At 73.9% G+C, this 24,500-nt stretch carries 20 protein-coding genes; 5 read left to right on the top strand and 15 right to left on the bottom strand.

The window, feature by feature from the left end:
* The 6 genes from DEJ46_RS01950 to DEJ46_RS01930 all read right to left on the bottom strand — a co-directional run bounded on the left by DEJ46_RS01950 (position 1) and on the right by DEJ46_RS01930 (position 5,990).
* Complete coding sequence (locus DEJ46_RS01950; protein WP_150263851.1) at positions 1 to 438, bottom strand: phage tail protein; 438 nt, start codon at positions 436 to 438, stop codon at positions 1 to 3.
* 72 nt (positions 439 to 510) lie between these two features.
* Positions 511 to 942, bottom strand: coding sequence for an extensin (locus tag DEJ46_RS01945; protein WP_150263850.1), 432 nt, complete (start codon positions 940 to 942; stop codon positions 511 to 513).
* Positions 943 to 3,312: 2,370 nt separating this feature from the next.
* Positions 3,313 to 3,465: a DUF6760 family protein gene (locus DEJ46_RS38945; protein WP_017242135.1), complete on the bottom strand. Its 153-nt coding sequence runs from the start codon at positions 3,463 to 3,465 to the stop codon at positions 3,313 to 3,315.
* Positions 3,462 to 3,881 (bottom strand): hypothetical protein, encoded by a 420-nt coding sequence (locus DEJ46_RS01940; protein WP_055639579.1) that lies wholly within the window; start codon positions 3,879 to 3,881, stop codon positions 3,462 to 3,464. Before DEJ46_RS01940 ends, DEJ46_RS38945 begins: the two co-directional genes overlap by 4 nt.
* Entirely contained in the window at positions 3,881 to 4,324 is a 444-nt protein-coding gene (locus DEJ46_RS01935) for a phage tail protein (protein WP_024754772.1), read from the bottom strand. Before DEJ46_RS01935 ends, DEJ46_RS01940 begins: the two co-directional genes overlap by 1 nt.
* A gap of 85 nt (positions 4,325 to 4,409) precedes the next feature.
* A complete protein-coding gene (locus DEJ46_RS01930) occupies positions 4,410 to 5,990 on the bottom strand; it encodes a phage tail sheath subtilisin-like domain-containing protein (RefSeq protein ID WP_150263849.1) in 1,581 nt (526 codons plus the stop codon).
* A gap of 217 nt (positions 5,991 to 6,207) precedes the next feature.
* Here DEJ46_RS01930 and DEJ46_RS01925 point away from each other — a divergent pair, with 217 nt between their 5' ends.
* Complete coding sequence (locus tag DEJ46_RS01925) at positions 6,208 to 7,881, top strand: hydrolase (RefSeq protein WP_150263848.1); 1,674 nt, start codon at positions 6,208 to 6,210, stop codon at positions 7,879 to 7,881.
* Between the two features lie 79 nt (positions 7,882 to 7,960).
* Here the strand turns inward: DEJ46_RS01925 and DEJ46_RS01920 are convergent, their stop codons facing one another.
* The 4 genes from DEJ46_RS01920 to rox all read right to left on the bottom strand — a co-directional run bounded on the left by DEJ46_RS01920 (position 7,961) and on the right by rox (position 13,000).
* Positions 7,961 to 9,949 carry an ATP-binding protein gene (locus tag DEJ46_RS01920; protein ID WP_150263847.1) on the bottom strand — a complete coding sequence of 663 codons (1,989 nt, stop codon included), beginning with the start codon at positions 9,947 to 9,949 and terminating at the stop codon, positions 7,961 to 7,963.
* A 4-nt stretch (positions 9,950 to 9,953) separates the two neighbouring features.
* Positions 9,954 to 10,631 carry a DUF4255 domain-containing protein gene (locus DEJ46_RS01915; protein WP_150263846.1) on the bottom strand — a complete coding sequence of 226 codons (678 nt, stop codon included), beginning with the start codon at positions 10,629 to 10,631 and terminating at the stop codon, positions 9,954 to 9,956.
* Complete coding sequence (locus DEJ46_RS01910) at positions 10,631 to 11,281, bottom strand: helix-turn-helix transcriptional regulator (RefSeq protein WP_150263845.1); 651 nt, start codon at positions 11,279 to 11,281, stop codon at positions 10,631 to 10,633. The genes DEJ46_RS01915 and DEJ46_RS01910 overlap by 1 nt, the downstream gene beginning before the upstream one ends.
* Positions 11,282 to 11,569: 288 nt before the next feature.
* On the bottom strand, positions 11,570 to 13,000 hold the full coding sequence (gene rox, locus DEJ46_RS01905; protein ID WP_150263843.1) for a rifampin monooxygenase: 1,431 nt from the start codon (positions 12,998 to 13,000) through the stop codon (positions 11,570 to 11,572).
* Positions 13,001 to 13,221: 221 nt separating this feature from the next.
* On the opposite strand from rox, the gene ligA reads away from it, so the two are divergent.
* The 3 genes from ligA to DEJ46_RS01890 all read left to right on the top strand — a co-directional run bounded on the left by ligA (position 13,222) and on the right by DEJ46_RS01890 (position 17,885).
* Entirely contained in the window at positions 13,222 to 15,297 is a 2,076-nt protein-coding gene (gene ligA / locus DEJ46_RS01900) for an NAD-dependent DNA ligase LigA (RefSeq protein ID WP_150263841.1), read from the top strand.
* Positions 15,298 to 15,462: 165 nt separating this feature from the next.
* Positions 15,463 to 16,113 carry a TetR/AcrR family transcriptional regulator gene (locus DEJ46_RS01895; RefSeq protein ID WP_150263839.1) on the top strand — a complete coding sequence of 217 codons (651 nt, stop codon included), beginning with the start codon at positions 15,463 to 15,465 and terminating at the stop codon, positions 16,111 to 16,113.
* Between the two features lie 149 nt (positions 16,114 to 16,262).
* The gene (locus DEJ46_RS01890; protein WP_150263837.1) at positions 16,263 to 17,885 is read left to right on the top strand and encodes an MFS transporter; all 1,623 of its coding nucleotides are present in this window, start codon (positions 16,263 to 16,265) and stop codon (positions 17,883 to 17,885) included.
* Positions 17,886 to 17,908: 23 nt separating this feature from the next.
* On the opposite strand, the gene DEJ46_RS01885 is transcribed toward DEJ46_RS01890, so the two are convergent.
* Positions 17,909 to 18,643 (bottom strand): TetR/AcrR family transcriptional regulator, encoded by a 735-nt coding sequence (locus DEJ46_RS01885; protein WP_150263835.1) that lies wholly within the window; start codon positions 18,641 to 18,643, stop codon positions 17,909 to 17,911.
* A 173-nt stretch (positions 18,644 to 18,816) separates the two neighbouring features.
* On the opposite strand from DEJ46_RS01885, the gene DEJ46_RS01880 reads away from it, so the two are divergent.
* Positions 18,817 to 20,031 carry a saccharopine dehydrogenase family protein gene (locus tag DEJ46_RS01880; protein WP_150263833.1) on the top strand — a complete coding sequence of 405 codons (1,215 nt, stop codon included), beginning with the start codon at positions 18,817 to 18,819 and terminating at the stop codon, positions 20,029 to 20,031.
* Positions 20,032 to 20,044: 13 nt separating this feature from the next.
* Here the strand turns inward: DEJ46_RS01880 and DEJ46_RS01875 are convergent, their stop codons facing one another.
* The 4 genes from DEJ46_RS01875 to DEJ46_RS01865 form a co-directional block, all read right to left on the bottom strand.
* Positions 20,045 to 21,112 carry a CU044_5270 family protein gene (locus DEJ46_RS01875; RefSeq protein ID WP_150263831.1) on the bottom strand — a complete coding sequence of 356 codons (1,068 nt, stop codon included), beginning with the start codon at positions 21,110 to 21,112 and terminating at the stop codon, positions 20,045 to 20,047.
* The gene (locus DEJ46_RS01870; RefSeq protein WP_150263829.1) at positions 21,109 to 21,741 is read right to left on the bottom strand and encodes an RNA polymerase sigma factor; all 633 of its coding nucleotides are present in this window, start codon (positions 21,739 to 21,741) and stop codon (positions 21,109 to 21,111) included. Before DEJ46_RS01870 ends, DEJ46_RS01875 begins: the two co-directional genes overlap by 4 nt.
* Positions 21,742 to 21,844: 103 nt before the next feature.
* Positions 21,845 to 22,459 (bottom strand): hypothetical protein, encoded by a 615-nt coding sequence (locus DEJ46_RS39600; RefSeq protein ID WP_223834452.1) that lies wholly within the window; start codon positions 22,457 to 22,459, stop codon positions 21,845 to 21,847.
* Positions 22,453 to 24,438, bottom strand: coding sequence for an ATP-binding protein (locus tag DEJ46_RS01865; protein ID WP_263411743.1), 1,986 nt, complete (start codon positions 24,436 to 24,438; stop codon positions 22,453 to 22,455). The genes DEJ46_RS39600 and DEJ46_RS01865 overlap by 7 nt, the downstream gene beginning before the upstream one ends.
* Positions 24,439 to 24,500 lie beyond the last annotated feature (62 nt).

Here is a 24,500-nt window from a genome sequence, read left to right as displayed (position 1 = left end):
TCAGGCGCCCCCCGCGTCGGTGAACCCGTGGTGCGCGATCTCCAGGGTCTCGGTGGCGACGGCCGGGCTCGCCGGGTCGAGCGTCGGCCCCGTCCAGCGGACCGGCAGCACCTCGACCAGCCCCCACTGGGCGACGATCGACCCGTCGGCGCGAAGCGCCGCGATCTGCGCCGTCGGGCGGGTGATGCCGGTGGCCAGGGACGAGATCCAGGCGGCCACCTTGGCCGTGTCGGGGGTCAAGGGGCGAGTGAGTCGGATGGTGGAGAAGGTGACGCGCGTGGGGAGCTGCCAGACGAATCCGTTGACGCCGCCCTCCTGGCGCTGCTCCACCTCCACCTCGGAGGAGAGGCCGTCGCAGCCGTTGAACAGGCCGAGGTCCTGTCCGTCGATGGTGAGCTTGAAGAAGACGGTGGATGCGGGATCCGGCTGCGTGGGCATGGTGGCGGGTCTCTCGGGTAGTCGGTCGGGGTCGGGCGGCGGGGGCCGGGCGTGGTCCGCCAGCGGTGACGGTCAGCGCCCGTGGTCGCGGAGACGGCCCACCCGCTCGCGGTCGGCGCGGAGCTCGGCGCGCAGGAGCCGGGAGAGCGGGGTGACGAGCCGGCGGGCCAACTCGTCGAGCTGAGTGGGAGATTCGGCGTCGGCGGGGGGTGATGCGGTGGCGGGCGCGGTGACCGGGGTGGTGCCGCTGCGCTGCACGGAGGGCGTCGCGGGGGCGGCGGTACGGGTGACCGTGGCGGCGCGGGGGGCCGGTGGGGCCTGCGCGGGCCAGGGCACGGCGGCCTGGGGAGTCGGTGCCGCGGCGGGTGTGACGGAAGTGACCGCTGGGGCGGTCGGCGGGGCGCTCCGGCGCTGGACGGACACCGGCTGGGCGACGGACCGCGCCGACGGAGGCGAGGCGATCGGGACGACGGGACGGGGCCGGGCGGGGGCGGGCGCGGGCACGGTGGTGCCGGTTTGTGCGGAAAAGGGTGCGGGAGAAGGACTGAGGAGGGGAACGGCCGTGGTGCGGGGCCGGACGGGGGTGCTCGCAGGGATGCTCGCTGGGGTGGTTCCGGGTTCGGGAAGGCTCGGGGCGAGCGGTCGGGTGGAGGCGAGCGGTCGCGCGGACCGGCGCTGCACGGTGGCGGGCGCCGTGGCCCGGGGGAGGTCGGTGACGGTGACCCGGGGGACGGACGTGACCGGTGCGGTGGGCATCGGCGAGGCCGGAGAGCGCTGCGCGACGGGAGCCACGGCTGCGGCAGTTGTGGGTATGGCCGGAACCGGAGCCGGCACGGGGGCCGTGGGCGGCGCGGGGGTCGCCGGCGGAGCGGGGTCGGCAGGGCGAGGCGGCGTGGCCGGCCTGACGGGCTGCCCCACGGTGGGCTGAGCGTGCGCGCTCGGCGTTCCCGGCACGGACGGCGTGGACGCCACCCTTCGCTGGACAGGCGCGGGTGCTGCCTTGGCGGGGCGGGAGGCCTCCGGTCCGGCGGACGCGCGCGTGATGGGCGCCCCGATCGGGGACCGCCGCGGCGCGGGATGCGCATGCGGCGCGGGCGCGTCGGGGACGGAGCGCTGCGTCGGCGTCCCGAGTCCGGGCCGGACGGAGGGCGCCGGGGTGGCGGGAGCCGGAGCGGCCGGAGAGGCTGCCGGGTTCGTGCGGGGTGCCTCGGCCGAGGGGCGTGCGCGTGGCGTCGGCGGTACGGGCGCTCCGGCGGTGGAGCGCTGCACGGCGGCCCGGCGTCGCGGCTCGGAGGGAGGAGTCGCCGTGGGCGGAGCCGGAGGGGCCGCCGGGCTCGTGCGCGGTGCGTCGTCCGAGGGGCGTACGGGTCCGTTGTCGGAGGCGCGTCGCACGACGGGAAGTACCGGGGTGGCAGGGAGCTCAGGGGCTTTCGGGCTCGTGCGGGGCGCCTCTGCCGAAAGGGGTGCCGGAGCGTCGGCCGTGGCTCGTGGTGCAGAAGCGGCAGGGGTCCGGGCGGACTTCGGGTGCGTACGGGGCGGCTCGGCCGGGGGACGTGCGGGCGCGGGCGTGGCGGCGCGCTGCACGGAGGGCGGCGCCGGCGTGGCCGGGGTCGGAGGGGCGGCCGGTTTCGTGCGGGGTGCTTCGGTCGACGGGCGTACGGGTGCTGCCGGGGTCGTACGGGCCGGCGGGTTCGCGCTCGGGGCCTTGGAGGCCGGAGGCGTCGGGGGTGCAGGCGCCGTGGGTGCCTCGCTCGGCGCAGGCGCAGGCGCAGGCGCCGGGGTCGACGCCGTTGTGTTCCAGTCGGCGCCCGGGGCGCGGCGTGAGCGTCGTACGGGAGGACGACGCTGCACCGGAGCGGGAGGCGTGCCCACCGTCGTGGAAGGTGTCCCGGGCCCCGCGGGGGGAGCGGAGCCCGGGACGTTCTGGGGCCGCACGGGGGCCGACGGCCCGGGTGCGGTGGTCGACGGTGCCTCCGCCGGGGCGGTGGTGCCACCCTCGGCCTCGGGCACACGTGAAGGGGCTGCCGACCGCTGGACGGGCGCGGTGCCGCCGGGCCGGGCGGCACCGGCCGGGGCCAGCTGCCGGGGTGGCTGCAAGGGTCGCGCGGAGACCAGCGGGGAGCGCCGGACGGGCGCGGGCCGGACGGGCGCCGTGCGCGCGGCACCGGCCGTCGGCGCGTTCGGACGGGGGTCCGCAGCGGTCTCTCCGACGGGTGCGAGCGCCGACGGCGCGGGCGCCGGGGCCGGCCCGGCGGCGCGCTGAACCGCCCGGGTCGACGATGCGGCGGCAGGGGAAGGCGCGGGTGACCCTGACGCGGCCGGACGTCCGGTCGCGCGGGGCGTGCTGTCCTCACGTACCGGAGTGGAAGCGTCGAGACCTCGTGCCGGGTGACGCCTCGGCCCCGCGCTCCGTACGTCCGCAGGGGCGGTCGCCCGCTGGACGGCCGGCGGGGGAGCGGGGGTACCGTCCGGTCCCGGAGCAGAGGCCGTTCCCGCCACCGGAAGCCGCAGCCCCGGCAGTTCGGGCGGCTCCGTTCCCTCCGGGCGCGGCACCTCCTGCCGTACGGGCCGCACCGCGTCGAGGAGCAGGCCGCCGGGCGCGTCCGGCACCGCGCCGTGGCCGAGGTCGGTCTGGAAGGAGGGGTTCCAGTGGGTCGCGAGAGACGTGGCGAAGCCGTGCTCCGCGATCGTGCGCGGAGTGTCGACGATCCGCTGCACCGGGGGCAGCGCTCGCCATGCGTCGCCGGGTGCCGTCGCAGGGGCGACCGGCGCCGCGCTCTCCGCGGAGGCACCGGCCCCTGCCTCGGACGACTTCCGCGCCCGCCACTTCCCGAACATGCCCATCCTCTCCGACCTCCCTTCCCTGTCCCGCTCTCAGGCCTGTGACCGCTCCACCAGCGAGGCCACCTGTGCCACGTATCTCCGCCGGTCCGCGTGCTCCAGGTCGAGGATGTCGTCCATGCCCCAGTGGAAGTGGAAGGCGAGGTACGCGGTCTCCTCCTCGATCCGGTCGACCGCGTACGTCACGATTCCCCCAGGCGGCTCCCGGCCAGCTCGACCTCGAAGGACTCCTCGCAGTGGGGGCAGGCGACGGCGGCCCTGGTGTGGCCCTCCGCGTTGATCTGCCGGTAGAAGTCCTGGAGGAACGCCAGGTCGGAGGCGAACATGTTCTCCACCGTCCCGTCGTGGACCGACGGGAGCGTGCCCAGCCGGGTGATCACCCGGCCGAGCAGCACCACGGACAGGTACGCCGGGTTCTCGCGGACCCGGATGTCACGCAGCGGGAGCAGCTCGTCCCGCGCCGTGGCCAGCCGCATCGCCCCGTTGCGGTGCACCGTGCCCGCCTCGTCGACGAACCCGCGCGGCAGCTCGAACTCGAACTCCGTACGGAGGGGCTCCTGTTGGCGGTGCTGCTGGGTTCCCGCCGATCCTTCGCGTCGCATTATCCGAGGGTCAGCTCTTCGAAGGTGATGGTGACCTGCTCGGTCAGGGCCGCCGCGTCGCCGGCCTTGGTCGCGCTCAACTCCACCTTCGTGCACCAGGCGTTGCGCAGGTTGTAGCGCTTCACCTCGCTGAGCTGGTAGTCGAGGAAGATGATCGACGCGTCCTTGCGGGCCGCGCCCATGTCGCCGGCGATGGAGGAGGCGATCCACTCGGTGAAGGCGGCGGACTGCGTCGCACCACGGGTCACCGTGCACTCGCCGGCCTTCTTCACGCCGGGCAGCTTCTTGATCATCGGCTTGCCGTCCGCCGAGACCTGCTGGAACTCGATGACGTCCTGCTCCATCGAGAGGCCGCTGATCTCCTGCAGGGTCTCGACCATGACGCCGTCGATCTGCAGGCCGAAATTATGGGTGGTGAGGGCGTCGCCGGTGTCGAGGGACATACGGGATCACTCCTGTTCGTGTGTGGCGGGTGGTGCTGACGTGAGGGAGGGACGCGGTGGTGACGTGGGGAGGAGAGGCCGGGGCCTACTCCTCCAGGTCGCCGCCACCGCCCTGGAACTGCGCGAGGCGGAAGACGACGAACTCGGCGGGCTTCACGGGCGCGATGCCGATCTCGCAGACCACACGCCCGAGGTCCACCGACTCCGGGGGGTTGGTCTCGGCGTCGCACTTCACGTAGAAGGCGTCCTCGGCCCGCTGGCCGAACAGGGCTCCCTGACGCCACTCGTTGACGAGGAACGCCGAGATGTTGCGGCGGATCCGCGCCCACAGGGACTGGTCGTTGGGCTCGAAGACGACCCACTGCGTACCCACGAGGATGGATTCCTCGAGGTAGTTGAAGTACCGGCGGACGTTCAGGTAGCGCCAGGCCGGGTCGGAGGCCAGCGTCCGCGCGCCCCACACCCGGATCCCGCGCCCAGGGAACGCGCGGATGCAGTTCACGCCGATCGGGTTGAGCAGGTCCTGCTCACCGCGCGTGATCTGGAGCTCCAGGTCGACCGCGCCGCGCACGATCTCGTTGGCGGGGGCCTTGTGGACACCGCGCTCGGAGTCGTTGCGGGCCCACACGCCGGCCATGTGGCCCGACGGCGGAACCGTACGGGTCTGGCCGGTCGCCGGGTCGAACGACTTGATCCACGGGTAGTAGAGGGCCGCGTACCGCGAGTCGTAGCCGGCCGTCTCCTGACGCCACGTGCGGATGTCGCGGGCGTTGAGCGCGGGCGGCGGGTCGAGGATCGCCATCCGGTCGCCCATCAGCTCGCAGTGCGCGATCAGACCGAGCTGGACGGCCTTGACCTGCTCCAGGTCGATGAGCCCCTGCTGGTAGGCGGCCATCAGGTCGGGTACGGCGACCATGTTGATCTCGTCGTACGCCTCCAGGCCGCCGAAGCCGGTACGGTCGGCGGAGTCGCCGATGAACTGCCCCGACTCCAGCGCTGCGGCCGCGCCGGTCCGCGCCGCGACCGGGGCGGGAACCTGCGCGGGCGGGGCGAGGGTGACGGCCTGCGCGTCGGGCCTCACGAGCTGCGCCCCGGCCGCGGCCTCTTCGAGGACGATCGTCTTGGACCGCTGCTTGACCTGCGCCACCACGTAGTTGCGGGCGCTCTTCTTCGCGGAGGCGTCGAAGGACTCGACGACCTTCTCGCCGTCCTTGACGACGAGCTTGAAGCGCTCGGCGTCGCCCTCGACGTCCTGCACCTCGACCGTGAGCGCCCCGCCCGCCTCCGAGCCCGCGGTGACCGCCGCGACCCGGAACGCGCCGAGGCCGACGGCCTCACCGGCGACGAGCTGCGGCTCGGCGGGCGCGGTGGCCCCGATGGCCTGCGTGGCCCCGAGTGCGTCCCCACCGCCGACGCGCACGACGTAGGCCGCCGTGCCGCCGTTGTTGAAGAACCCGTAGACGGAGTGGGCGAGGTAGTAGCCGTCCGTGAAGTCGCCGAAGGCGGCCACGTACTGCGACCAGTTGGTGACGAGTACCGGCTCGTTGAGCGGCCCGACGGGCGAAAGACCGACGAACGCGGCGACGGAGGTCCCGACGCCCTCGATGGGACGGGAGCCGCTGGCGACTTCCTCGACGTAGACGCCGGGGGACAGGTACGTGGGCACGGTCGGTTGCTCCTCGCTGGTGGGGTCAACGCCGACTCTGCCCTGAGGCGCGTCCTCGCGGGGAGGAGCGAACGGGCGGGCGCGAGGGCAGGAGCACGTGCCCGAAAGTCCCGCGTCCGAAGGGCCGGAGGGCGGGGCGGAGGGGGCACGCGATCCTGCCCGCGAACAGGGACTTTCGGGCAGCCGCGGACCCCGCCCGCCCCCCTAGCCTTCGCCCATGACCATGTGGACCTCTCTGGACCCGGCCGATGTGACCGTCGAGCCAGGGGCCCGGACCTCCGCCCGCCTGCGGGTACGCAACACCGGGGACACCGTGGAGGAGTACCGGCTTTCGGTCGTCGGCAAACCCTCGGGCTGGTCCCGGGTGGAGCCGGACGTCCTCCGCCTCTACCCGGGCAGCGAGGGGACCGCCGAGATCTCGTTCGCGCCGCCCCGCTCGTCCGACGTCGAGGCCGGACCCGTCGCGTACGGCATCCGCGTCGACCCCCGGGAGCACAGCGGCTCCCGCGACGTGCTGGAGGGCCGGCTGACCCTCACTCCCTTCACCGAGACGCGCGCCGAGCTGCTGCCGCCCTCGCTCCTCGGCCGCTTCCGCGGCCGCTCCCGGATAGCCGTGGACAACCTCGGCAACACTCCGCTGACCGCGTCGCTCGTGGCACGCGACGACGCGAACCGCCTCACCTTCGACGTACGGCCCAACGCCGTGCAGATCGCCCCGGGCCGCGCCGCCTTCGGCGAACTCGTGGTGCGGCCGCAGGCGGTGCGCTGGACCGGCGCCGAGGAATCGCACCGCTTCACCGTGTCCGTACGGCGGGCGGGCGACGACACCGCCCTCGACCTCGACGCCACCTTCGACCAGCGCCCCGTCCTCGGGAACTGGCTCGTCGTGGTGGGCGGACTCCTGCTGACCGCGGTGATCGCCTTCGTCGTGCTCTGGTTCAACTTCTCCCCGAAGATCGTCAGCGCGGCGAAGGAGATCCGGTCGACGAACGCACCCAGGCCCGCGCCGCAGGGCAGCGGGGACAGGCTTCCCGAAGCGCCCCCGCCGCCCGACGGGACCGGAGGACCGCCGGCCGGCGACGACAAGCCCGGTGACCCCCCGCCCGCCCCGGACGGAGCGGCACCGCCGCCCGTCGACGGAAGCGGCGGCGGGGGCGGTGGCGGCGGAAACGGTGGTGGAGGCGGCGACGACTCGACCGAACTCCTGCCCACCCAGGGCACATCGACCCAGCCCGTGCAGGACGGAGGCGAGAGCACCGCGCCCGCACCGGACACAGGCGACGGTGGGAACAAGCAGCCCACCGCGGCCCCGCCGGCGGCCCCGGTGCGGAACGCACCCCCTTGGCGGGCCGGTGACGCGCCGGAGATCGTCGTCGAGTTCGCCCAGGAGCGGCTGGCCGCTCTCGGCAACGCCTGCACCCTCAAGCCGGGTTGGACCAGAGGAGTGATCGACGCGCGGACCCGCGCCTCCCTCGTCTGCTACCAGGACCTCGTCGTCTCGGACGGCGAGACCAGGGGGAAGAACTCCGCCGCGATCTTCCACACCGACACGAGGGGCGAACTCGGCCGGGCCACCCTCACCTCGCTGTGGGCCCAGGGAATCACGCCCGACTCGGTGAAGGAGGGCGCCACGACCTGGCAGACCACCCAGCTCATGGCGGCCTTCTGGTGGGCCATCAACCGCGGCTTCGACGGCGACGACATGGTCACGGCGCGCACCAACGCCCAGTACGGAATCGACCACTTCCGTCTGCAGCGGGACAGGACGAGCAAGTACAGCACTCAAGTCGCCGCGCACATCGCGCAGTACCAGTCGGCCGTCGGTCTTTCGCCCACCGGAACCGTCAACTGGGACACGCTCAGGAAGATGGTCGGCGGCAGTGTGAAGTGAGCCGGCCGGCAGGGACAGGAACGGCCGAGGGGGCCACCCGTGCGGGTGGCCCCCTCGGCCTTGCCAGGAGGGAAGACTCCTACGGCGCCCAGGGCGCGCCCGCGTCCAGCACGAGCCGGCCCGCCTTCTCGTACTCGCGCCGCGCCCCGGCCCGCACGTCCGCTCCGGTCACCGCCGAGCCGCGCGCCGCTGCCCGGTACCCGGCCGTCACCGCCGCCGAGCGGATCGCGCCGCCCGCGAGCTCGAACTCCGCCGCGCAGCGCTCGATCTCCTCACCGACGCAGTCGGCCTTGGGCGTGCCCGCCAGGCAGGAGTGCCAGAGCGCGACCCGCTGCGGGGCATCGGGGAACGGGAAGTCCACGACCAGGTCGAGCCGGCGGGTGAACGCCTCGTCGATGTTGGCCCGGAGGTTGGTGGTGAGCACCGCGATCCCGGCGAACGACTCCAGCCGCTGGAGCAGGTACGCGCTCTCCAGGTTGGCGTACCGGTCGTGCGAGCTCCTCACCTCCGAGCGCTTGCCGAACACCGCGTCGGCCTCGTCGAAGAGCAGGACGCAGTCGGTGCGGTCCACCTCGACGAAGATCCGCTCCAGGTTCTTCTCCGTCTCGCCGACGTACTTGTCGACCACCGACGAGAGGTCCACCACGTAGAGGTCCAGGCCCAGTTCGCCCGCGACGACCTCGGCGCCCAACGTCTTCCCGGTGCCCGACTCACCGGCGAACAGCGCGACGACGCCCCGACCGCGCCCGCCGCCGGTGCGCAGCCGCCACTCGCCGAGCACCCGGTCCCGGTCGCGGGCCCGCCCGGTCAGCTCGTGCAGCATCCCCAACGGCTCTTCGGGCAGCACGATGTCGGCGAAGCCGACGGCCGGCCGGATGCGCCGCGCGTGGCTGTCGAGGAGCGGCGCGGACACCAGCCGGGCGCTGCGCTGCACCTGGGCGAGCGTCGGCGCCGTGCCCTCGAACGCCGCGAGCGCCCGCGCCGAGCGCGCCGCCCGGCGGACCTGGTCGCCGCTGAGACGGTACGGAGCGGTGGCCGAGTCCACGTCGAAGTCGCCTTCTGTGGGCCCCAGTTCGCGCTGCCACAGGTCGCCGGGGACCGCCGCCCCCTCCGGCGCGTCGAGCGTGAGCAGCTCCGCGTCCGGTGCCCATCTCGGGTCGGGCGCGTCGGTGCCCGCGAGGATCACGGTCGCGTCGGCCGAGGCCAACAGCCGTACGAGAGGCCCGGGGTGCGGCGGCAACGGCTCGACGACCACGGCGGCACCGCGCAGCCGCGCCTCCCGCAGCAGGGCCCGCGCCACCGCGACGTCGACACACTCCGGCCGGTACCGGAGCACCGGCCGCCCGGCAGCGCGCAGCGCGGCCACGACGGAATCGGTCGCAGCACCGGGGACGCGCTCCCGCAGGTGGACGGTGACCGGCCCGGCTGCCGCGACGCGCGCGGCCAGCGTCACGGGCTCCGGCCTCGGCAGGAGCGCGTCCGCTCCGGTCGGGGGCAGCAATTCCACACCCATGCCCAGGAGTTCGGCGTCCATCCGGCTGTCGTCACCGAGCAGGTGCGCCACCAGGCGTTCCGGCACGCGCAGTGCCCGTCCGGGCAGCGGCCGGTCCGCGTCCTCGACGACCAGCAGCCCTCCGGAGAGCAGCGGGGCCTCCGGGTGGAAACGGTCGCGGGCGGCCGGGTCGAAGGGACCCGTGCCGGCGAGGTCGAGGGCGAGCGCCACGGTCGCGCGGCGCCGCCCGACGTCGTCGTTCAGGTACCCGTACAACGCCTCGAAGCCCCGGTCCACATCGGGTGCGAGCGCCGCCACCAGCACGTGCGCGTCGAGCGCGGACAGACCGAAGGTCCGGGCCAGGGCCGAGAGCCGGTCCGGACCGCCGGTGTCCGGCAGCGTGCCGCCGCGGGCGGCGTCCCCCGCCGTACGCACCGGCTCCGCCGCGATCCGGCGGGCCGTGTCCTCGGTGATGTACAGGCCGCGCAGTGGATCGCCCGCCGTGGGGTCTCCGGCGGCGCGGGCGTCCACGAGCGCGGCGACCCGCGTCCGCAGCGCGGCGATCAGCTCCAGCACGCCGTCACCGCCCGCCCTCGGTCCTCGTGCGGCTCGCGCCGCCCGCGGTGGCCGGGTCGCCCGGGGCGCTCACCGAGCTCACCGAGCGCCGCATCATCCGGGGCCTGGAGTCGCCCTGCGTACCGTCCGTCCCGCGTACGACCACATGGCCCTCCGTGACCGGCGGCGCGACCTCGTACACCGGGGTGACCGGGAACGGCGTGCTCACCACGACGTCCAGGGACGGCTTGAGCTCGCCCCCGAGCGCCGACCAGATGTCCGCGAGCGACCGCGACTCCGCGGGCGGCATCGCGACGGAGAGCGGAAGGGACCGGGCGATAGACCGCACCGACTCCGGGACGGCGTCACCGGTCAGCACCTCGTGCGGAAGCAGCAGCGCCAACGCGGAGGACAGCAGCCGGTGTTCGTCCTCGGGCCGGGACGTCCAGGCGGTCACCAGGTACGAGAGCCGGAACCACCGCGGCGGCTGACGCCTGCGCGTCACCGTCCCGTGGGCGTCCCGCTCGGCGTAGGCGCCGCGCTCCCGCCGCGCCACGTCCTCCCTGATGTCGTACAGATAGGCGTTCAGGGTCGGGGAGTTGCGGCGCGCCGCCCAGTCGCGGGTCGGCGCGTCGAAGGCGACGTCGCCGGTGACGGCCGGCGCGAGCAGACGGCGCAGCGCCTCGTCGATCTCATGGATCATCAGATGTAGCCTTCGCGGAGCGCGTACGCGACGGCATGCGCCCGGTTGGTGAGCTGGAGACGCGTCATCAGCGCGTGCAGGATGTTCTTGACGGTGCGTTCGGAGTACGCGAGCTTCTCGCTGATCTGCCGGGTGTCCAGGCCCTCGGCGAGCAGCCGCAGGACGTCCACCTCGCGCGGCGCCATCCCGAAGAGCGGCACCGCCCCGCCGGTGGCCGCCCCCGTCGTGGTCGCCCGCTGGAGCCGCCCCACCTGGTTCAGCAGACGGCTGACGAGGTCCGGCGGCAGCTCGCCCTCGCCGCGGGCCGCGCTGTGCACGGCGCTCAGCAGCCGCTGCTCGGTCGCCTGGTGCCGCCAGATGATGGCACGCACCCCGTACTCGACCACCGCGAGCAGGTCGGGCTCGCGCAGCTCCCGGGCGACGAGGACCACACGCTGGTCCCTGCCGCGCAGCAGGCGCCGCAGTTCGGCGGTGGTGGGCTCGTCGATCCGGTCGGCGAGCATCACGGCCACCGCCGGGCAGTCCCGGCCGCCGTCGTCCTGCTCGGGGACGAAGTCGACCGTCGGCTGGTGCCGCAGGTGGCTGATGAGCCCGGCCCTGCTGAGCGGATCGGATGCGTGGACGGTCACCGTCACCCGCGTGTTGAGCACTCCGGCTACCTGCCCTTTCCCGCTCGCCGTGACGGTCCGGGTGTGGTCGGGCACCCGGGCGTGGCGGTTGAAACGGGCAGGCGGTTGTCTCGCGGCCGCTGGTCGGCGCGCATGGTGGGGCCCCCTGGGTCGAACTTGTGTGTGGCCGGCGAGCCGGCCACCGTGGTCCCTCCCAGTCTCTTCAGCGGTGCTCACGTCACGCTAACGTTCCGCTGCCGCCGATCGGATCCCCCGTCCTGGGGTGCGCCATCCCTTCTGCCGTGTGGCTCGCGTCACTTGAGCCTCGGCTCACCGTGCGGCGGCACCGAACCACTGCGACAGATGACCGAGGAGGTCCTGCTGGTCCTCGCCCACCCAGGCGACGTGGCCGTCCGGCCTCACCAGCACGGCGGGCACGTCGAGTTCCTCGGTGGCGTCGACCACGTGGTCGACGCGGTCCGCCCAGCCCTCCACCGAAAGCCCACCGTTCCGGTCCAGGAGCAGCCCGCGGCCGGTGCGCATCAGCTCGTACAGGCGACCCTGCTTCAGCTGCAGGTCCCGCAGGCGCCGGCCCAGGAGTTCGTGGCCCTCCCCGAGGTCGTAGCGGACCCCGACCGCGGTGATCGACTCGGTGATGTACCGGTTGACCTCCTCGAAGTCCAGGAGCTTCGAGAACAGTTCACGCAGCGCCTTCGCGCCCGCTCCGTCCTCCAGGAGCACGCCCTGCGCGAGGGTGCTGGTCAGCACGCGCTCGCCTTCCGGGTGCCGCTCGGCGTGGTAGCTGTCGAGGAGGCCCTCCGGCGCCCAGCCGTTCACCTCGGCGGCCAGCTTCCAGCCGAGGTTGAACGCGTCCTGCACACCGAGGTTGAGGCCCTGCCCGCCGGTCGGCGGGTGGATGTGCGCCGCGTCCCCTGCCAGGAGCACCCGGCCGACCCGGTACCGCTCCGCCAGCCGGCTGGCGTCGCCGAACCGGGAGAGCCAGTGCGGCGAGTGCGCGCCGAAGTCGGTGCCGGCGACCTCCCGGAGCCGCTCCGTGAACTCCTCCATGGTCGGCGTGGCAGGCCGGTCCTCACTCACGTCCGCCGCGGGCACGATCACGCGGTAGGTGCCGTCCCCGTTGGGGATCGTGCCGAACCGGACGTTGGTCGTGCGGATCTCCGCCGTCACCTCGGCGACCTTCGCCGGGTCCTCGGCGAGCCGCATCTCGCCGAGCAGCGTCTCGTTCCTGGCCGGCTCGCCGGGGAAACCGACGCCGAGCAGCTTGCGGACCGTGCTGCGGCCGCCGTCGCAGCCGACGAGGTAGCGGGCGCGCAGCCGGGACCCGTCGGCCAGTTCGGCGGTCACCCCGTCCTCGTCCTGGCTCAGTCCCAGCAGTTCGCAGCCGCGCCGGATCTCGGCACCTAGCTCGACGGCGTGCTCGGTGAGCAGCCGCTCGGTCTCCGTCTGCGGGAGCAGGAGACCGTACGGGTGGGCCGTGTCCGCGCTCTCCGGCCACGGCTTGGTGAGGGCGGAGAACAGGGCGCCGACCGAGAACGGTTCACCGACCGCCCGGAACCGGTCGAGCAGGCCGCGCTGGTCCATCACCTCGACGCTGCGCGCGTGGATGCCACGCGCACGCTGCTGGAGCGTCGGCTCGGTCAGCCGCTCCAGCACGACCGCCCGCACACCGTGCAGCCGCAGTTCGGCGGCCAGCATCAGCCCGGTCGGTCCGCCGCCGGCGATGATTACGTCGTGCGTCATCAAGATTCTTACCCATTTCCGCAGGTCGTGGCTTAGGCCGCTGATTCTGCGTCATACCCGGGGCCTTGCCGCAAGTCCCCCTGTCAGCTATACCTTGAAGAAGGCGAGGAGCGCGTGCACTCCTCGCCTTCGTCGTTGCCGCCACCGTGTCCTGACCCGAGGCGGCGCTCGGGACCGTCGTACCCCGGGCGTTGTCAGTGGCGTGCGCAAGGATGTTCCTCATGACGATCCCTTCCGCCGATGAGGCGTTCTCCAGCATGTCCAGCACGGCCGGCCGCGCCGAGTACGAGGCCGCTGTCGACCGCCTGCGCGAGGCGTCCCGCACGTACTACGGCGCGGGCTACAGCCTCATGGACGACGTCACGTACGACCGGCTGCGGCTGGCGGTGACGGCATGGGAGGAAGACCACCCCGACGCCGTCGCGCAGGGCTCGCCCATCGGCCAGGTCGCCGACGGAGCCGCCCCCGACGGCGACGTCGCGCACACCACGCGCCTGCTCAGCCTGGACAACGTCTTCACGCCGGAGGAGCTCGCGGCCTGGGGAGCGTCGCTCGGGCGCCGCCTGGGCCACGAACCGACGGGAGGCTTCACCGTCGAGCCGAAGATGGACGGCGCGGCCGTCGCCGCGCGCTACCGCGAGGGACGGCTCGTCCAGATCATCACCCGCGGCGACGGCACCCGGGGCGAGGACGTCAGCCACGTCATCGGCACCGTCGAGGGCCTGCCCGAGCAGCTTCCGGTCCCCGCCACCTTCGAGGCCCGGGGCGAAGTCCTGTTCACCCAGGAGCAGTTCGAGTCGGCCAACGAGGTGCGGACCGCGCACGGCGCCGCCGTCTTCGCGAACCCGCGCAACGGAGCCGCGGGCACCCTGCGGGCCAAGGACCGCCCGTACCGCCTGCCCATGACGTTCTGGGCGTACGGCGCGGTCGGCCTCGACGGCGAGGCGTTCCTGCCGGCCGGGGCCACCCACGCCGAGACGCTCGCCGCGGTCGCTCGTGCGGGCGTGCGGACGACGGCGGACAGCCCGGCCGGACTGCACGTGGTCGCCACGCTCGACGAGGCGCGGGAGAAGGTCGACGCGATCGCGGCGCTCCGCTCCGGCCTGCCCTTCGGCATCGACGGCGTGGTCATCAAGGCCGACAGCGGCGCCGAGCAGGCGGCGGCCGGAACCGGCAGCCGCTTCCCGTACTGGGCCATCGCCTACAAGCTCCCGGCCGTCGAGCGGCAGACCGTGCTGCAGGACGTCGTCTGGGACGTCGGCCGTACGGGCGTGCTCGCGCCCACCGCGATCCTCGCTCCCGTGGAGCTCGACGGCTCCACGGTCACCCGCGCGACCCTGCACAATCCCGCCGACATCCTTCGCCGCGACCTCCACATCGGCGACACCGTCACGGTTCACAAGGCCGGTGACATCATCCCGCGCGTCGAGGCCGCGGTCGTCGAGCTCCGCCCGCAGGACGCCACAGCGGTCCCCCTGCCGGAGCGGTGCCCGAACTGCGAAGGGGACATCGACAAGAGCCAGGAGCGGTGGCGCTGCGCGAAGGGCACCGCCTGCGCCCTGGCCCCGCTCATCGAGTACGTCGCCGGGCGCGACGTCCTCGACATCGACGGCCTCGGCCGGAAGTACGTCGACGCGCTGATCGCCTCCGGCGACGTGCGCGACGTCGCCGACCTGTTCACCCTCACCGAGGACCGGCTCACCGCCGCCTCCGGCAGCGCCAAGCGCGGCGCGAAGCTCGCCGAGCAGATCGAGCTCGCCAGGTCCCGCCCCCTCAGCCGCGTCTTCTGCGCGCTCGGCATACCGGGCACCGGCCGCCGCATGTCCCGCCGTATCGCCGCGCACTTCGGCACGATGGAGGCCATCCGCACGGCCGACGCGGCCGTCCTCCAGGACGTCGAGGGCATCGGCCCCGAGAAGGCCCCGGTCATCGTCGAGCAGGTCGCCGCGCTCGCCCCGGTGATCGACAAGCTGATCGCGGCCGGAGTGTCGATGACCGAGCCGCAGGAAGAGAAGTCCGAGGAGGCCGAGGAAGGCCCGCTGACCGGCAAGACCGTCGTGGTGACGGGCAGGATGACCGGTCCGCTCGACGGCTGGGGACGCTCCGCGATGGGCGCGCTGATCGAGAAGGCGGGCGGGCGCGTGGGCAGCGGCGTCAACTCCCGGACCACCTACCTGGTCGCCGCGCCCTCCGCGAACGGCAAGCCGAGCTCGAAGGCCGTCAAGGCCCAGGAGCTCGGTGTGGAGGTCCTCACGCCGGAGGACTTCGCCGCGCTCACCGCCGCGTATCGGGACTGATCGGTGGGACCGGGCCCGTCGCGGTCCGCATGCCAGAATGAGGGCGATTTCGTTCGCCGCGCGATCTGTTGGTAGGCGCCGCCGGAACTCCGGACTCCTGTCGTCGTCCTGCCTGCAGATCCACCGAACCACTGATCCACTGATCCACCGATTCCCGAGGTTCACGTGACCAAACCCGCCGCCCGTCAGCCGCTGCGACGCAACGCGCGGTCCAACCGGGCGCGCATCCTGGCCACGGCCCGGCGTGAGCTCGGGCGGAACCCCGACATCACGCTGGAGGAGCTGGCGCGTGCCTCGGGTGTCGTGCGGCGCACGCTCTTCGGCCACTTCCCCGGGCGTGAGGCCCTGCTGGAGGCTCTCGCCGAGGAGGCCTCCGAGGCGCTGCGCAGTGCGCTCACCGCGGGGGCGCGGCCGGACGAGCCGGCCGAGCGGGCGCTCGCGTACTTCGTGTTCTCGATGTGGCCCGTGGGGGACCGGTACCGGCTGCTGCTGGCGCTGGCCCGCCGAGACCTCGGCATCGAGCGCGTCGCCGAGATCCTGGCCCCCGCCCGGGCCGAGGTCACGGCCATCCTGGAGCGGGGCCAGCGGGACGGGGTCTTTCCCGGGCACCTCCCGCCCGCCGTGCTGAGCGCCGGTCTCGAGGCCATGACGGTCGCGCTCCTGGAGGCGGTCAACACCGGGGACCTGGGGGACGAGGGGGCCCCGGTCGCCCTCGCCGTACTCGTCGCCGCGGGCGTGCGGGAGGACACGGCGCGGCTCGTGGTCGACGACATCGCGTCGGTGGTGGCCGCCCAGGAGGCGCCCCGCGCCGAGTGAACCCTCTCCTCCGCTCCTTCCCACTGCCCCGGCGTACACCGCCGGGGCAGAGTCGTCTCCCGGCCCGCCTCCTTATTTGCACGTCGATGAGCAATAACCTAGCCTGCACATCAATGGGCAATTAACTCGTGCCGCTAGGAGCCCCCCTCATGCCCCCCTTCCTCAACACACCCGTCGAGAAGATGGACGGGCCGTACGCGCGGCGCTGGTGGGCCCTGCTGGTCCTGTGCCTGAGCCTGCTGATCGTCGTCATGGCGAACACGTCGCTGATCGTGGCGGCGCCCGACATGACCCGGGACCTCGGCCTGAGCAGCAGCGACCTGCAGTGGGTCATCGACGGCTACACCGTCCCCTACGCGGCCCTGATGCTGGTGCTCGGCGCGATCGGCGACAAGTACAGCCGCCGGGGCGCTCTCGTCACGGGCCTGGTGGTCTTCGCCGCCGGTTCCGTGCTGGGAAGCCTGGTCGACGGGACCTCGTCCGTCATCCTGGCCCGCGCGATCATGGGCGTCGGCGCCGCCGTCGTCATGCCGGCGACGCTCTCCCTGCTGGTCGCGATCTTCCCCCGGGGCGAGCGCGCCCGGGCCATCACGGCCTGGACCGCCACCTCGGGACTGGCCATCGCCGTCGGCCCGCTCGTCGCCGGCCGGCTCCTGGAGGACCACGCCTGGGGATCGACGTTCCTGATCAACGTCCCCCTCGCCGTCCTCGCCGTCATCGGCGCCCTGTTCCTCGTGCCGCCGTCGAAGGCACGGAACATGGGGCGGATCGACTACGTGGGCGGCCTGCTGTCCATCGTCTCCGTCGGCGCCCTGGTCTACGCGACCATCGAGGGCCCGCACTTCGGCTGGGGCGCGGGTCCGGTCACCGCCGCCGTGGTGGCGGGCGTGGCCCTGCCGACCTTCGTGTGGTGGGAGCTGCGGCACCCGCACCCCATGCTCGACGTCAGGAAGTTCCGGCTGCGTCCCTTCAGCGGCTCGATGCTGGCGGTGCTGTTCTTCTTCTTCGGGACCTTCGGAGCCATCTACTACGCGACGCAGTTCCTGCAGTTCGTCCTCGGCTACGGAGCGCTCGAGACCGGTGTGCGGCTGCTGCCGCTGGCCGGAGCGGTCTTCGTCGGCGCCGCGGCGACCGGGCGGCTGACCCCGAAGCTGGGCATGAAGGTCACGGTCGTGGCCGGCATGGTGATCGGCACGGCGGGCGTCCTGCTGCTCACCCGGATCGGCACGGGCTCGACGTACGGCGACTTCCTGGCGCCGATGATGATGCTGGGCCTGGCGATCGGCCTCAGCGTCTCCCCGGCCACGGACACCATCATGAGCTCCTTCCCCGAATCGGAGCTGGGCGTCGGCGGCGGAGCCAACGACACCGCCCTTGAGCTCGGCGGCTCCCTCGGCATCGCGGTCCTCGGCTCCCTGCTCGGTACGGCCTACCGGGACGAACTGGCCGACCTGGTCGGCAACCGCCTTCCGGCAGCGGCGCTCCACACGGCCCAGGACTCGGTGGGCGCCGGCCTCGCGGTCGCCGAGCAGGTCGCCCAGGACCCTGCCGCCGGACCCCGGCAGGCCCAGGCCCTCGTCGGGGCGGTGCACGAGTCGTTCGCCCACGGTGTCTCCGCGACGAGCCTCGTCGGCGGGGTCATCATGGCCGTCGGCACGGCGATCGTCCTCGTGATCCTGCCCGGCCGCCGCAGGGCGGAGCGCAACCGGCCCTCGGGCGAGGCGGCCGACCGGGCCGCGGCGGGAACCGCGGAACACGTCGACGCCGCGTAGGGGGACCTGGCGACGAAGGGAGGCTACGCGCCCGAAGGGCGTGCGGCCTCCCGTCCGGTCACCCGCCCGAGCTGGCTCGCCGCGCTGTCCAGGAGCATCTCCAGGGCCGCCGGGTAGGCGCTGTGGTTCATCCGCGCGGCCAGCAGTCCGGCCGTGGCCGCGATGTGCGGGTGCGAGGCGGCCGAAAGCCCGGCGTAGGTCGATTCCCACTTGTGCTCGTCGGCCTCGCGGGCGGCCGTCGGCAGGGCGAGCGAGGCCGCGTCCAGGGCGGCGAAGGCGAGGCTCTGGTCGATGAAGACGTGGTAGATCCGCACCGCGTCCGGGTCGGGGAAACCCGCGGTCCGCAGCACGGCCAGGATCGCCTCGTCCACGGCCGTCTCCTGCTCCCGGCCCGTGACACGGCTCGCGGTGAGCACGGCCGCCTGCGGGTGCGCGAGGTAGGCGCCGTGGATACGCAGCCCCAGCCGGCGCAGGTCGGCGCGCCAGTCGCCGGTGGGCTCCCAGCCGTCCAGCGCCCGTCCGACGAGCTCCGCGCCGATCGCCAGCGTCAGCTCGTCCATCCCGGCGAAGTACCGGTAGAGCGTGCTGGGATCGGCGCCCAGCGCGAGTCCGAGACGCCGGGCCGTGAGGCCCTGGCCACCGTGCTCGGCCAGCATCCGCAGCGCCGTCTCCACGATCAGCCGCTCCGACAGGACCGCGCCGTTCTTCGTCGGGCGCCGCCGTCTGCGTGCCGACTCCGGCACCACCTGCTTGCCCATGACGAGGCTCCTTCCCGCCGCCCCGGGTCCTGCCACTCCCGGCACCTTATGCCAACGCCATAGACGTTAGCGAGGGAGCGAGGGTTTCATCGCCTGCACCAGAGGTCACAGCCTCAGGTGACAACCTCGGGCAAAAGCCTCGGTCGAAAGTCTCGAAGAGGGAGATTCCTGTCATGCGTGTACTGCTCGTCGGCGCCGGTGGCGTGGGCACCGCGATCACCCGGATCGCGGCCCGCCGTTCGTTCTTCGACCACATGGTCGTCGCCGACTACGACCTCGCCCGCGCCGAGGCGGCCGTCGCAGCCCTCGGCGACACCCGGTTCAGCGCCTGCCGCACGGACGCCTCCGACGAGACGGCCGTCGCCGCACTCCTCCGGGAGCAGCGCTGCGACGTCCTCCTCAACGCCACCGACCCGCGCTTCGTCCTGCCCCTCTTCCACGCCGCCGCCGAGGCCGGCGCGCACTACCTGGACATGGCGATGTCGCTGTCGCGCCCGCACCCCGAGCGCCCGTACGAGGAGTGCGGGGTCAAGCTGGGCGACGCCCAGTTCGAGCGGGCCGAGGAGTGGGAGAAGGCCGGGCGGCTCGCCCTGGTCGGCATGGGCGTCGAGCCCGGCCTCTCCGACGTCTTCGCCCGCTACGCCGCGGACGAGCTCTTCGACGAGATCGAGGAGATCGGCATCCGCGACGGAGCGAACCTCACGGTCGAGGGCCACGACTTCGCGCCGTCCTTCAACATCTGGACGACCATCGAGGAGTGCCTCAACCCGCCGGTCGTCTACGAGGCCGGCCGCGGCTGGTTCACCACCGCCCCGTTCAGCGAGCCCGAGGTCTTCGATTTCCCCGAGGACATCGGCCCGGTCGAGTGCGTGAACGTCGAGCACGAGGAGGTCCTGCTCGTACCGCGCTGGGTCGACGCGAAGCGGGTCACGTTCAAGTACGGCCTCGGCGAGGACTTCATCGGCAAGCTCAGGACCCTGCACGCGCTGGGCCTCGACAGCACCGAGCCGGTCACCGTGGGGACGAGCCTCGGCCCGGCGGAGGTCTCGCCGCGCGACATCGTGGCGGCCGTCCTCCCGGACCCGGCCACCCTGGGCGACCGGATGACCGGCAAGACCTGCGCGGGGACCTGGGTCAAGGGCGTCAAGGACGGGGCGCCGCGCGAGGTCTATCTCTACCACGTGGTCGACAACGAATGGTCCATGCGCGAGTACGACTGCCAGGCCGTCGTCTGGCAGACCGCCATCAACCCGGTCGTCGCCCTGGAGCTGCTGGCCGCCGGCACGTGGTCCGGGGCGGGCGTCCTCGGCCCCGAGGCCTTCGCCCCCCGCCCCTTCCTCGACCTGCTCACCGCCTACGGATCCCCCTGGGGCCTGCGCGAGCAGTGAGCCGGCCGTCGGCTCAGCCGGTGCGGCCGGGGACCTCGCCGGTCTTGTCCGTGATGCCACGGGAGAGGACGGCGGTGGTGGCGGTGACCTGACCGGCCTTGCCCGCCGCCGTGTCCTCGATCATGACGCCCCGCTCGCCGAGGAACTCCAGGCTCTCCCTGTCGAAGATCCACTCGGTGCGTTCACCGGCGTGGACCCGGGCGACGGCGACGCCGTGCCGCCCGGCCGCGTCCACGGCGTCGTCGACGACCGTCACACCCGGGATCCGGGCCGCAGCCTTGTACAGGGCGGCGCTGACCTTCGGCGGAGCGATCTGCTCGCGCAGCAGGTCACCGATGGTCACGAACGCCTGCTGGTCCGGCCCCGGTCCCTGTCCCGCGGTTTCGTCGTAGATCTTCTTCAGGAGCACTGCGGGGTCGGTGGGCAGCGACTCCAGATAGCGGTACGTCGGGCTGTTCAGCGTGGGGTCGGGAACGCCGACCGGGTCGACGGGTCGGCCGTCCTTGTCCAGCGCACCGGCCAGCGGGATCTCCTCACCCCGCTCGCGGAGCAGTCCCGGCTTGCTCCCGTCCACCGAGAGCCACACCTCGCGGCTGTGGGGGGTGTCCAGGCGCAGGACGGGGTCGGCGTCGCTCTGGCTGGACCAGGCGACCGTGCTGGAGATGTGGATGTACTGGTCGTCGCGGACGGTACGGGCCGGCTTCGCGGCGGCGACGGTGGCGATGCGGTCCAGCAGTACCGTCGCCGGCGTCGCCTCCGGAGCCTTCCTGTCCGAGCCGGGGGCCACGGCGGCGTTCGGCCGGGCGCCGGGCGTCGGGCCGGAGGGGCCGGACGTGCCGTTCGTCGCCAGCGTGACGGCCAGCGCGCCCGCCGCGAGCGGCACCGCGACGATCGTCAGACGGCGCGCGCCGAAGCGGGACCTGGCGGCGGCGGGAGCGGTGTCCTGCCGGAACTCGCGCAGCAGCTGGTCCTTGAGCGCCTGGTGGTGGCGGCCGGGCCGGTCCCGCTCGGCCGGGACGGGCAACAGCCGGGCGATCTCCTCGCGTTCGGCCGGGGTGGGCCGGGACGGGGTGGTGCTCATCGGGCTTCCTCCTGGATGGGCCGGACCGCGGAAGCGCGGTCACCATCTATCTGTCCGCGGCCCGGGTCCGAGTTCCCGTACCGTGCCGTGACGTCGGTGCCGGCGTACTTGTGCAGCTTCTTGCGGGCGCGGGACAGGCGCGAACGGACCGTTCCCACCGGGACGTCGAGCGCCTGGGCGGCGGCCGCGTAGTCCAGACCCGACCAGACGCAGAGCGCGACCACCTCGCGCTCGGGGCGCCGCAGCCGGGAGAGCGCCGCCTGGAGCGCCGCGACCCGCTCCGCGTCGTCGATCCGGCCGACCAGTTCGTCGGCGAAGTCGGGGAGCACCTCCTCGCGCGGCAGGCGGTTCAGGGCCGCCTCGTGACGCCGGGCGGCCCGGCGGGTGTTCCGTACGACGTTGGTGGCGATCCCGAGCAGCCAGGGCCGCAGGGAGCCGCCGTCCGGATCGACCGACGCCCGCAGCCGCCAGGCCTCCAGGAACGTCAGCGACAGCACGTCCTCGGCCGCGGACCAGTCCCCGGTCAGCCGGAAGGCGTGGTTGTGCACAGCCCGGGCGTAGTCGTCGAAGAGGGACCCGAACGCGTCGGAATCCCCCGCCCGTATCCGGGCACGCACACTCATCTCCATATCTTCGGACTGTCCGGTCGACCCGAACGAGTTCCCGGAACGTGACGCAGGCCACAAGAGCCTCGACGGTGTGCGCGGAGGGCGGGGCCGGCACCACGCCGGGTCACGCTCCTGAGGCCGCCGTGCGGACCGCCTCCGCGAGCGGCAGCGCGGCACCCTCACGGAACGCGGCGGCGTACGCGGATGCGCCGAGCGTCCGCACGGCCTCCGCGGCGACGCCGGCGAGGCCTTCGAGGGAGAGCGCGGGCGCGCGCGGCTCTCCCAGCTGCTCGGCGAACTCCAGGTCGCGGGACTGATATGCGGCGGCCTCGGCCACCCGCGCGCGGAGCGCGGCGACGAAGCGGAGCTCCACATGGATCAGGTGCTTCCCGGCGGTCGACGACGGATACGCGTCGCGCATCGTCCGCAGGTGGCTCTCGGCTGCGCCGAGGTCGCCGGAGCGGCGTGCGCCGAGGGCCAGGCCCATGAGTGCGAACACCTCGCCGTGCATGTGCCCCTGCTCCGCCGCAGCCCGCCGGGCACGCTCGTGCAGGACGCGGGCGCGCTCCCAGTCACCGGCCAGGAGCGCGAGGCGCCCGAGGCCGCCGAGCCGCGCCGAGGCCTCCACGGCCAGACCCAGGTCCTCGGCGAGGCGGAGCCCTTCGGTCTGCCGGGCGGTGGCGGTGTCGTCGTCGCCCTCGATCCCGGCGAGGGCGGCGAGCACCGGAACGGTCAGCAAATCACCCCAGCCGTCGCCGAGTTCATGGAAGGCCGCGGCGGCGGCGAGGCCGTCCTCCCGCGCCTCCCGAAGGTCGTCGGCGGCGAACGAGGTGTGGGCGCGCAGGGCCCGGGCCGCGGCGGTGCCCCACCGGTCGCCGGCCCCGGTGAAGTGGCCGAGGGCACGGGAGTTGACGGCGTGGGCCGCGCCGGGTCGCCCGCGTGGTGGAGCCCGTACGCGAACAGCCACAGCGCGCGACCGAGCCGCGCGGGGTCGGCGACGGAAGCCTCAAGGTGATCGGCCTCGGCGTAGTCCGTCTCGGGACGGGCCGCGTCCGGCGTGCGCTCGCCCGTCAGCAGGGTGAAGGCCACGAGGAGTGCGCGGAGTTCGGCGGCCTCCTCGGCCGCCGTGCCGGCCGGGAGGGCGTCCACGACCGCGGCGAGGGTACGCCGGGCCTCGTGCAGACGGCCTCGCAGCAGCCACCACGGGCACAGGGCGGCGACCAGGCGTGCCGCGTCGGACACTCGCCCGTCCGACAGGGAGTGGTCGAGGGCGGCGCGGAGGTTGGCGGACTCGACGTCCAGCCGTGCGAGCCAGAGCCGCTGGCCCGCGCCGCGGAGCCGGGGTTCGGCGCCTTCGGCGAGCAGGCGGTGGTGGAGGGCGTGGCGATCCGCCACGACGGTGAACTCACCTGCCTCGTGCAGGCGTTCGCGCGCGTACGCGGCGACCGATTCGAGCAGGTGGCAACGCGGTCCGCCGGCACTCCGGGCCACCGAGACGAGAGAGCGGTCGACCAGCCGGCCCACCAGGTCAGGCACCTCGTCACGGTCGATGCCCTCGCCCGCGCACACCGACTCCGCCGCCTCCGGCGCGCAGCCGCCGACGGGGACGGCGAGACGGCGCAGGACGGCCTGCTCGGGAGGGGACAGCAGCTCCCAGCTCCAGTCGATCACCGCGCGCAGCGTCTGCTGCCGGGCCGGGAGACCGCGCTGCCCGGAGGCGAGGACCCGGAAGCGGTCGCCGAGGCGCAGCGCCAGCTCCCGCGCGCCGAGGGCGCGGACCCGGGTGGCGGCGAGTTCCAGGGCGAGGGGGAGCCCGTCGGGGCGACGGCAGATCTCCGCGACGGCGTCCCGGTCCTCGCCGCTCTCGCCGCCGTCGTCGTCATCTTGCCCGGGATCGCCTCCGGGCGCGAAGTCGGCCGCGTGGTCGGGCGTCGCCGCGACGGCCCGCTCGGTGAACAGCCGGGCCGCGTCCTCGGGTTCGAGGGGCGCGACGGCGTACACCGTCTCGCCGGGGACCCGGAGGGACTCCCGGCTCGTGGCGAGCAGCCGCACACCCGGTGCGGTCCGCAGCAGGGACGCCGCCAGCTCGGCGGCCGGTTCGATCACGTGCTCGCAGTTGTCGAGGACGAGCAGTACCCGGCGGTCCCGCAGCGCGCCGTGCGACGCGGCCGAGGTGTCGGCGGTGCCGCGGGCCGACGACACCGTGTCGCGGATGCCGAGGGCCGAGGCCACCGCCTGGACGAGTTCGGCGGTCTCCGCGGGGAGGCCGCCGAACTCGACGAACCAGACGCCGTCGGGCGCGCTGTCGCCCGGGTCGCGGGCCGCCTGCTCGGCGACGGCCAGCGCCAGGCGCGTCTTGCCCACACCGCCGGGTCCGGTCAGCGTGACGAGCCGCTCGGCGCCGACGAGCCGGACGACCGCCTCCCGCGCGGGGCCGCGTCCCACGAGAGCCGTCGGCGGCGTGGGCAGGTTCTGCCGGCGGGGCGCATGCGGGTCACGGGCGGGGAGAACGGGCGGGACCGTGGCCGTCACGCGCAGGCTCTCCCCGTCGGCGCCCCCGACGGGTGTCAGCCCGGCGTCCTGGCGCAGGATCGCCTCGTACAGGGCCGCGAGACCGGGGCTCGGGTCGAGGCCCAGCTCGTCGGCGAGCAGGGTGCGGAGCTCCGTGTACGCGGCGACCGCCTCGCTCTGCCGGCCCGCGCCGTGCAGGGCCCGCATCCGTACGGCCCGCAGCCGCTCGCGCAGCGGATGGCGGGCGACGAGACCGGTACGCCGGCGCC

This window comes from Streptomyces venezuelae (assembly GCF_008642375.1).
GTDB lineage: Bacteria > Actinomycetota > Actinomycetes > Streptomycetales > Streptomycetaceae > Streptomyces > Streptomyces venezuelae_G.
Note: the sequence above shows the minus strand (reverse complement) of the source record. Positions and strands in the feature narration are given on the sequence as shown.

Coding starts and splice junctions, on each gene's coding strand:
- DEJ46_RS01885 (WP_150263835.1), bottom strand. CDS start 18,643: ATGGGCAAGCAGGTGGTGCCGGAGTCGGCACGCAGACGGCGGCGCCCG.
- DEJ46_RS01865 (WP_263411743.1), bottom strand. CDS start 24,438: ATGCGGGCCCTGCACGGCGCGGGCCGGCAGAGCGAGGCGGTCGCCGCG.
- DEJ46_RS01915 (WP_150263846.1), bottom strand. CDS start 10,631: ATGATCCATGAGATCGACGAGGCGCTGCGCCGTCTGCTCGCGCCGGCC.
- DEJ46_RS01940 (WP_055639579.1), bottom strand. CDS start 3,881: ATGCGACGCGAAGGATCGGCGGGAACCCAGCAGCACCGCCAACAGGAG.
- rox (WP_150263843.1), bottom strand. CDS start 13,000: ATGACGCACGACGTAATCATCGCCGGCGGCGGACCGACCGGGCTGATG.
- DEJ46_RS01935 (WP_024754772.1), bottom strand. CDS start 4,324: ATGTCCCTCGACACCGGCGACGCCCTCACCACCCATAATTTCGGCCTG.
- DEJ46_RS01890 (WP_150263837.1), top strand. CDS start 16,263: ATGCCCCCCTTCCTCAACACACCCGTCGAGAAGATGGACGGGCCGTAC.
- ligA (WP_150263841.1), top strand. CDS start 13,222: ATGACGATCCCTTCCGCCGATGAGGCGTTCTCCAGCATGTCCAGCACG.
- DEJ46_RS01875 (WP_150263831.1), bottom strand. CDS start 21,112: ATGAGCACCACCCCGTCCCGGCCCACCCCGGCCGAACGCGAGGAGATC.
- DEJ46_RS01880 (WP_150263833.1), top strand. CDS start 18,817: ATGCGTGTACTGCTCGTCGGCGCCGGTGGCGTGGGCACCGCGATCACC.
- DEJ46_RS01950 (WP_150263851.1), bottom strand. CDS start 438: ATGCCCACGCAGCCGGATCCCGCATCCACCGTCTTCTTCAAGCTCACC.
- DEJ46_RS01870 (WP_150263829.1), bottom strand. CDS start 21,741: ATGGAGATGAGTGTGCGTGCCCGGATACGGGCGGGGGATTCCGACGCG.
- DEJ46_RS01925 (WP_150263848.1), top strand. CDS start 6,208: ATGACCATGTGGACCTCTCTGGACCCGGCCGATGTGACCGTCGAGCCA.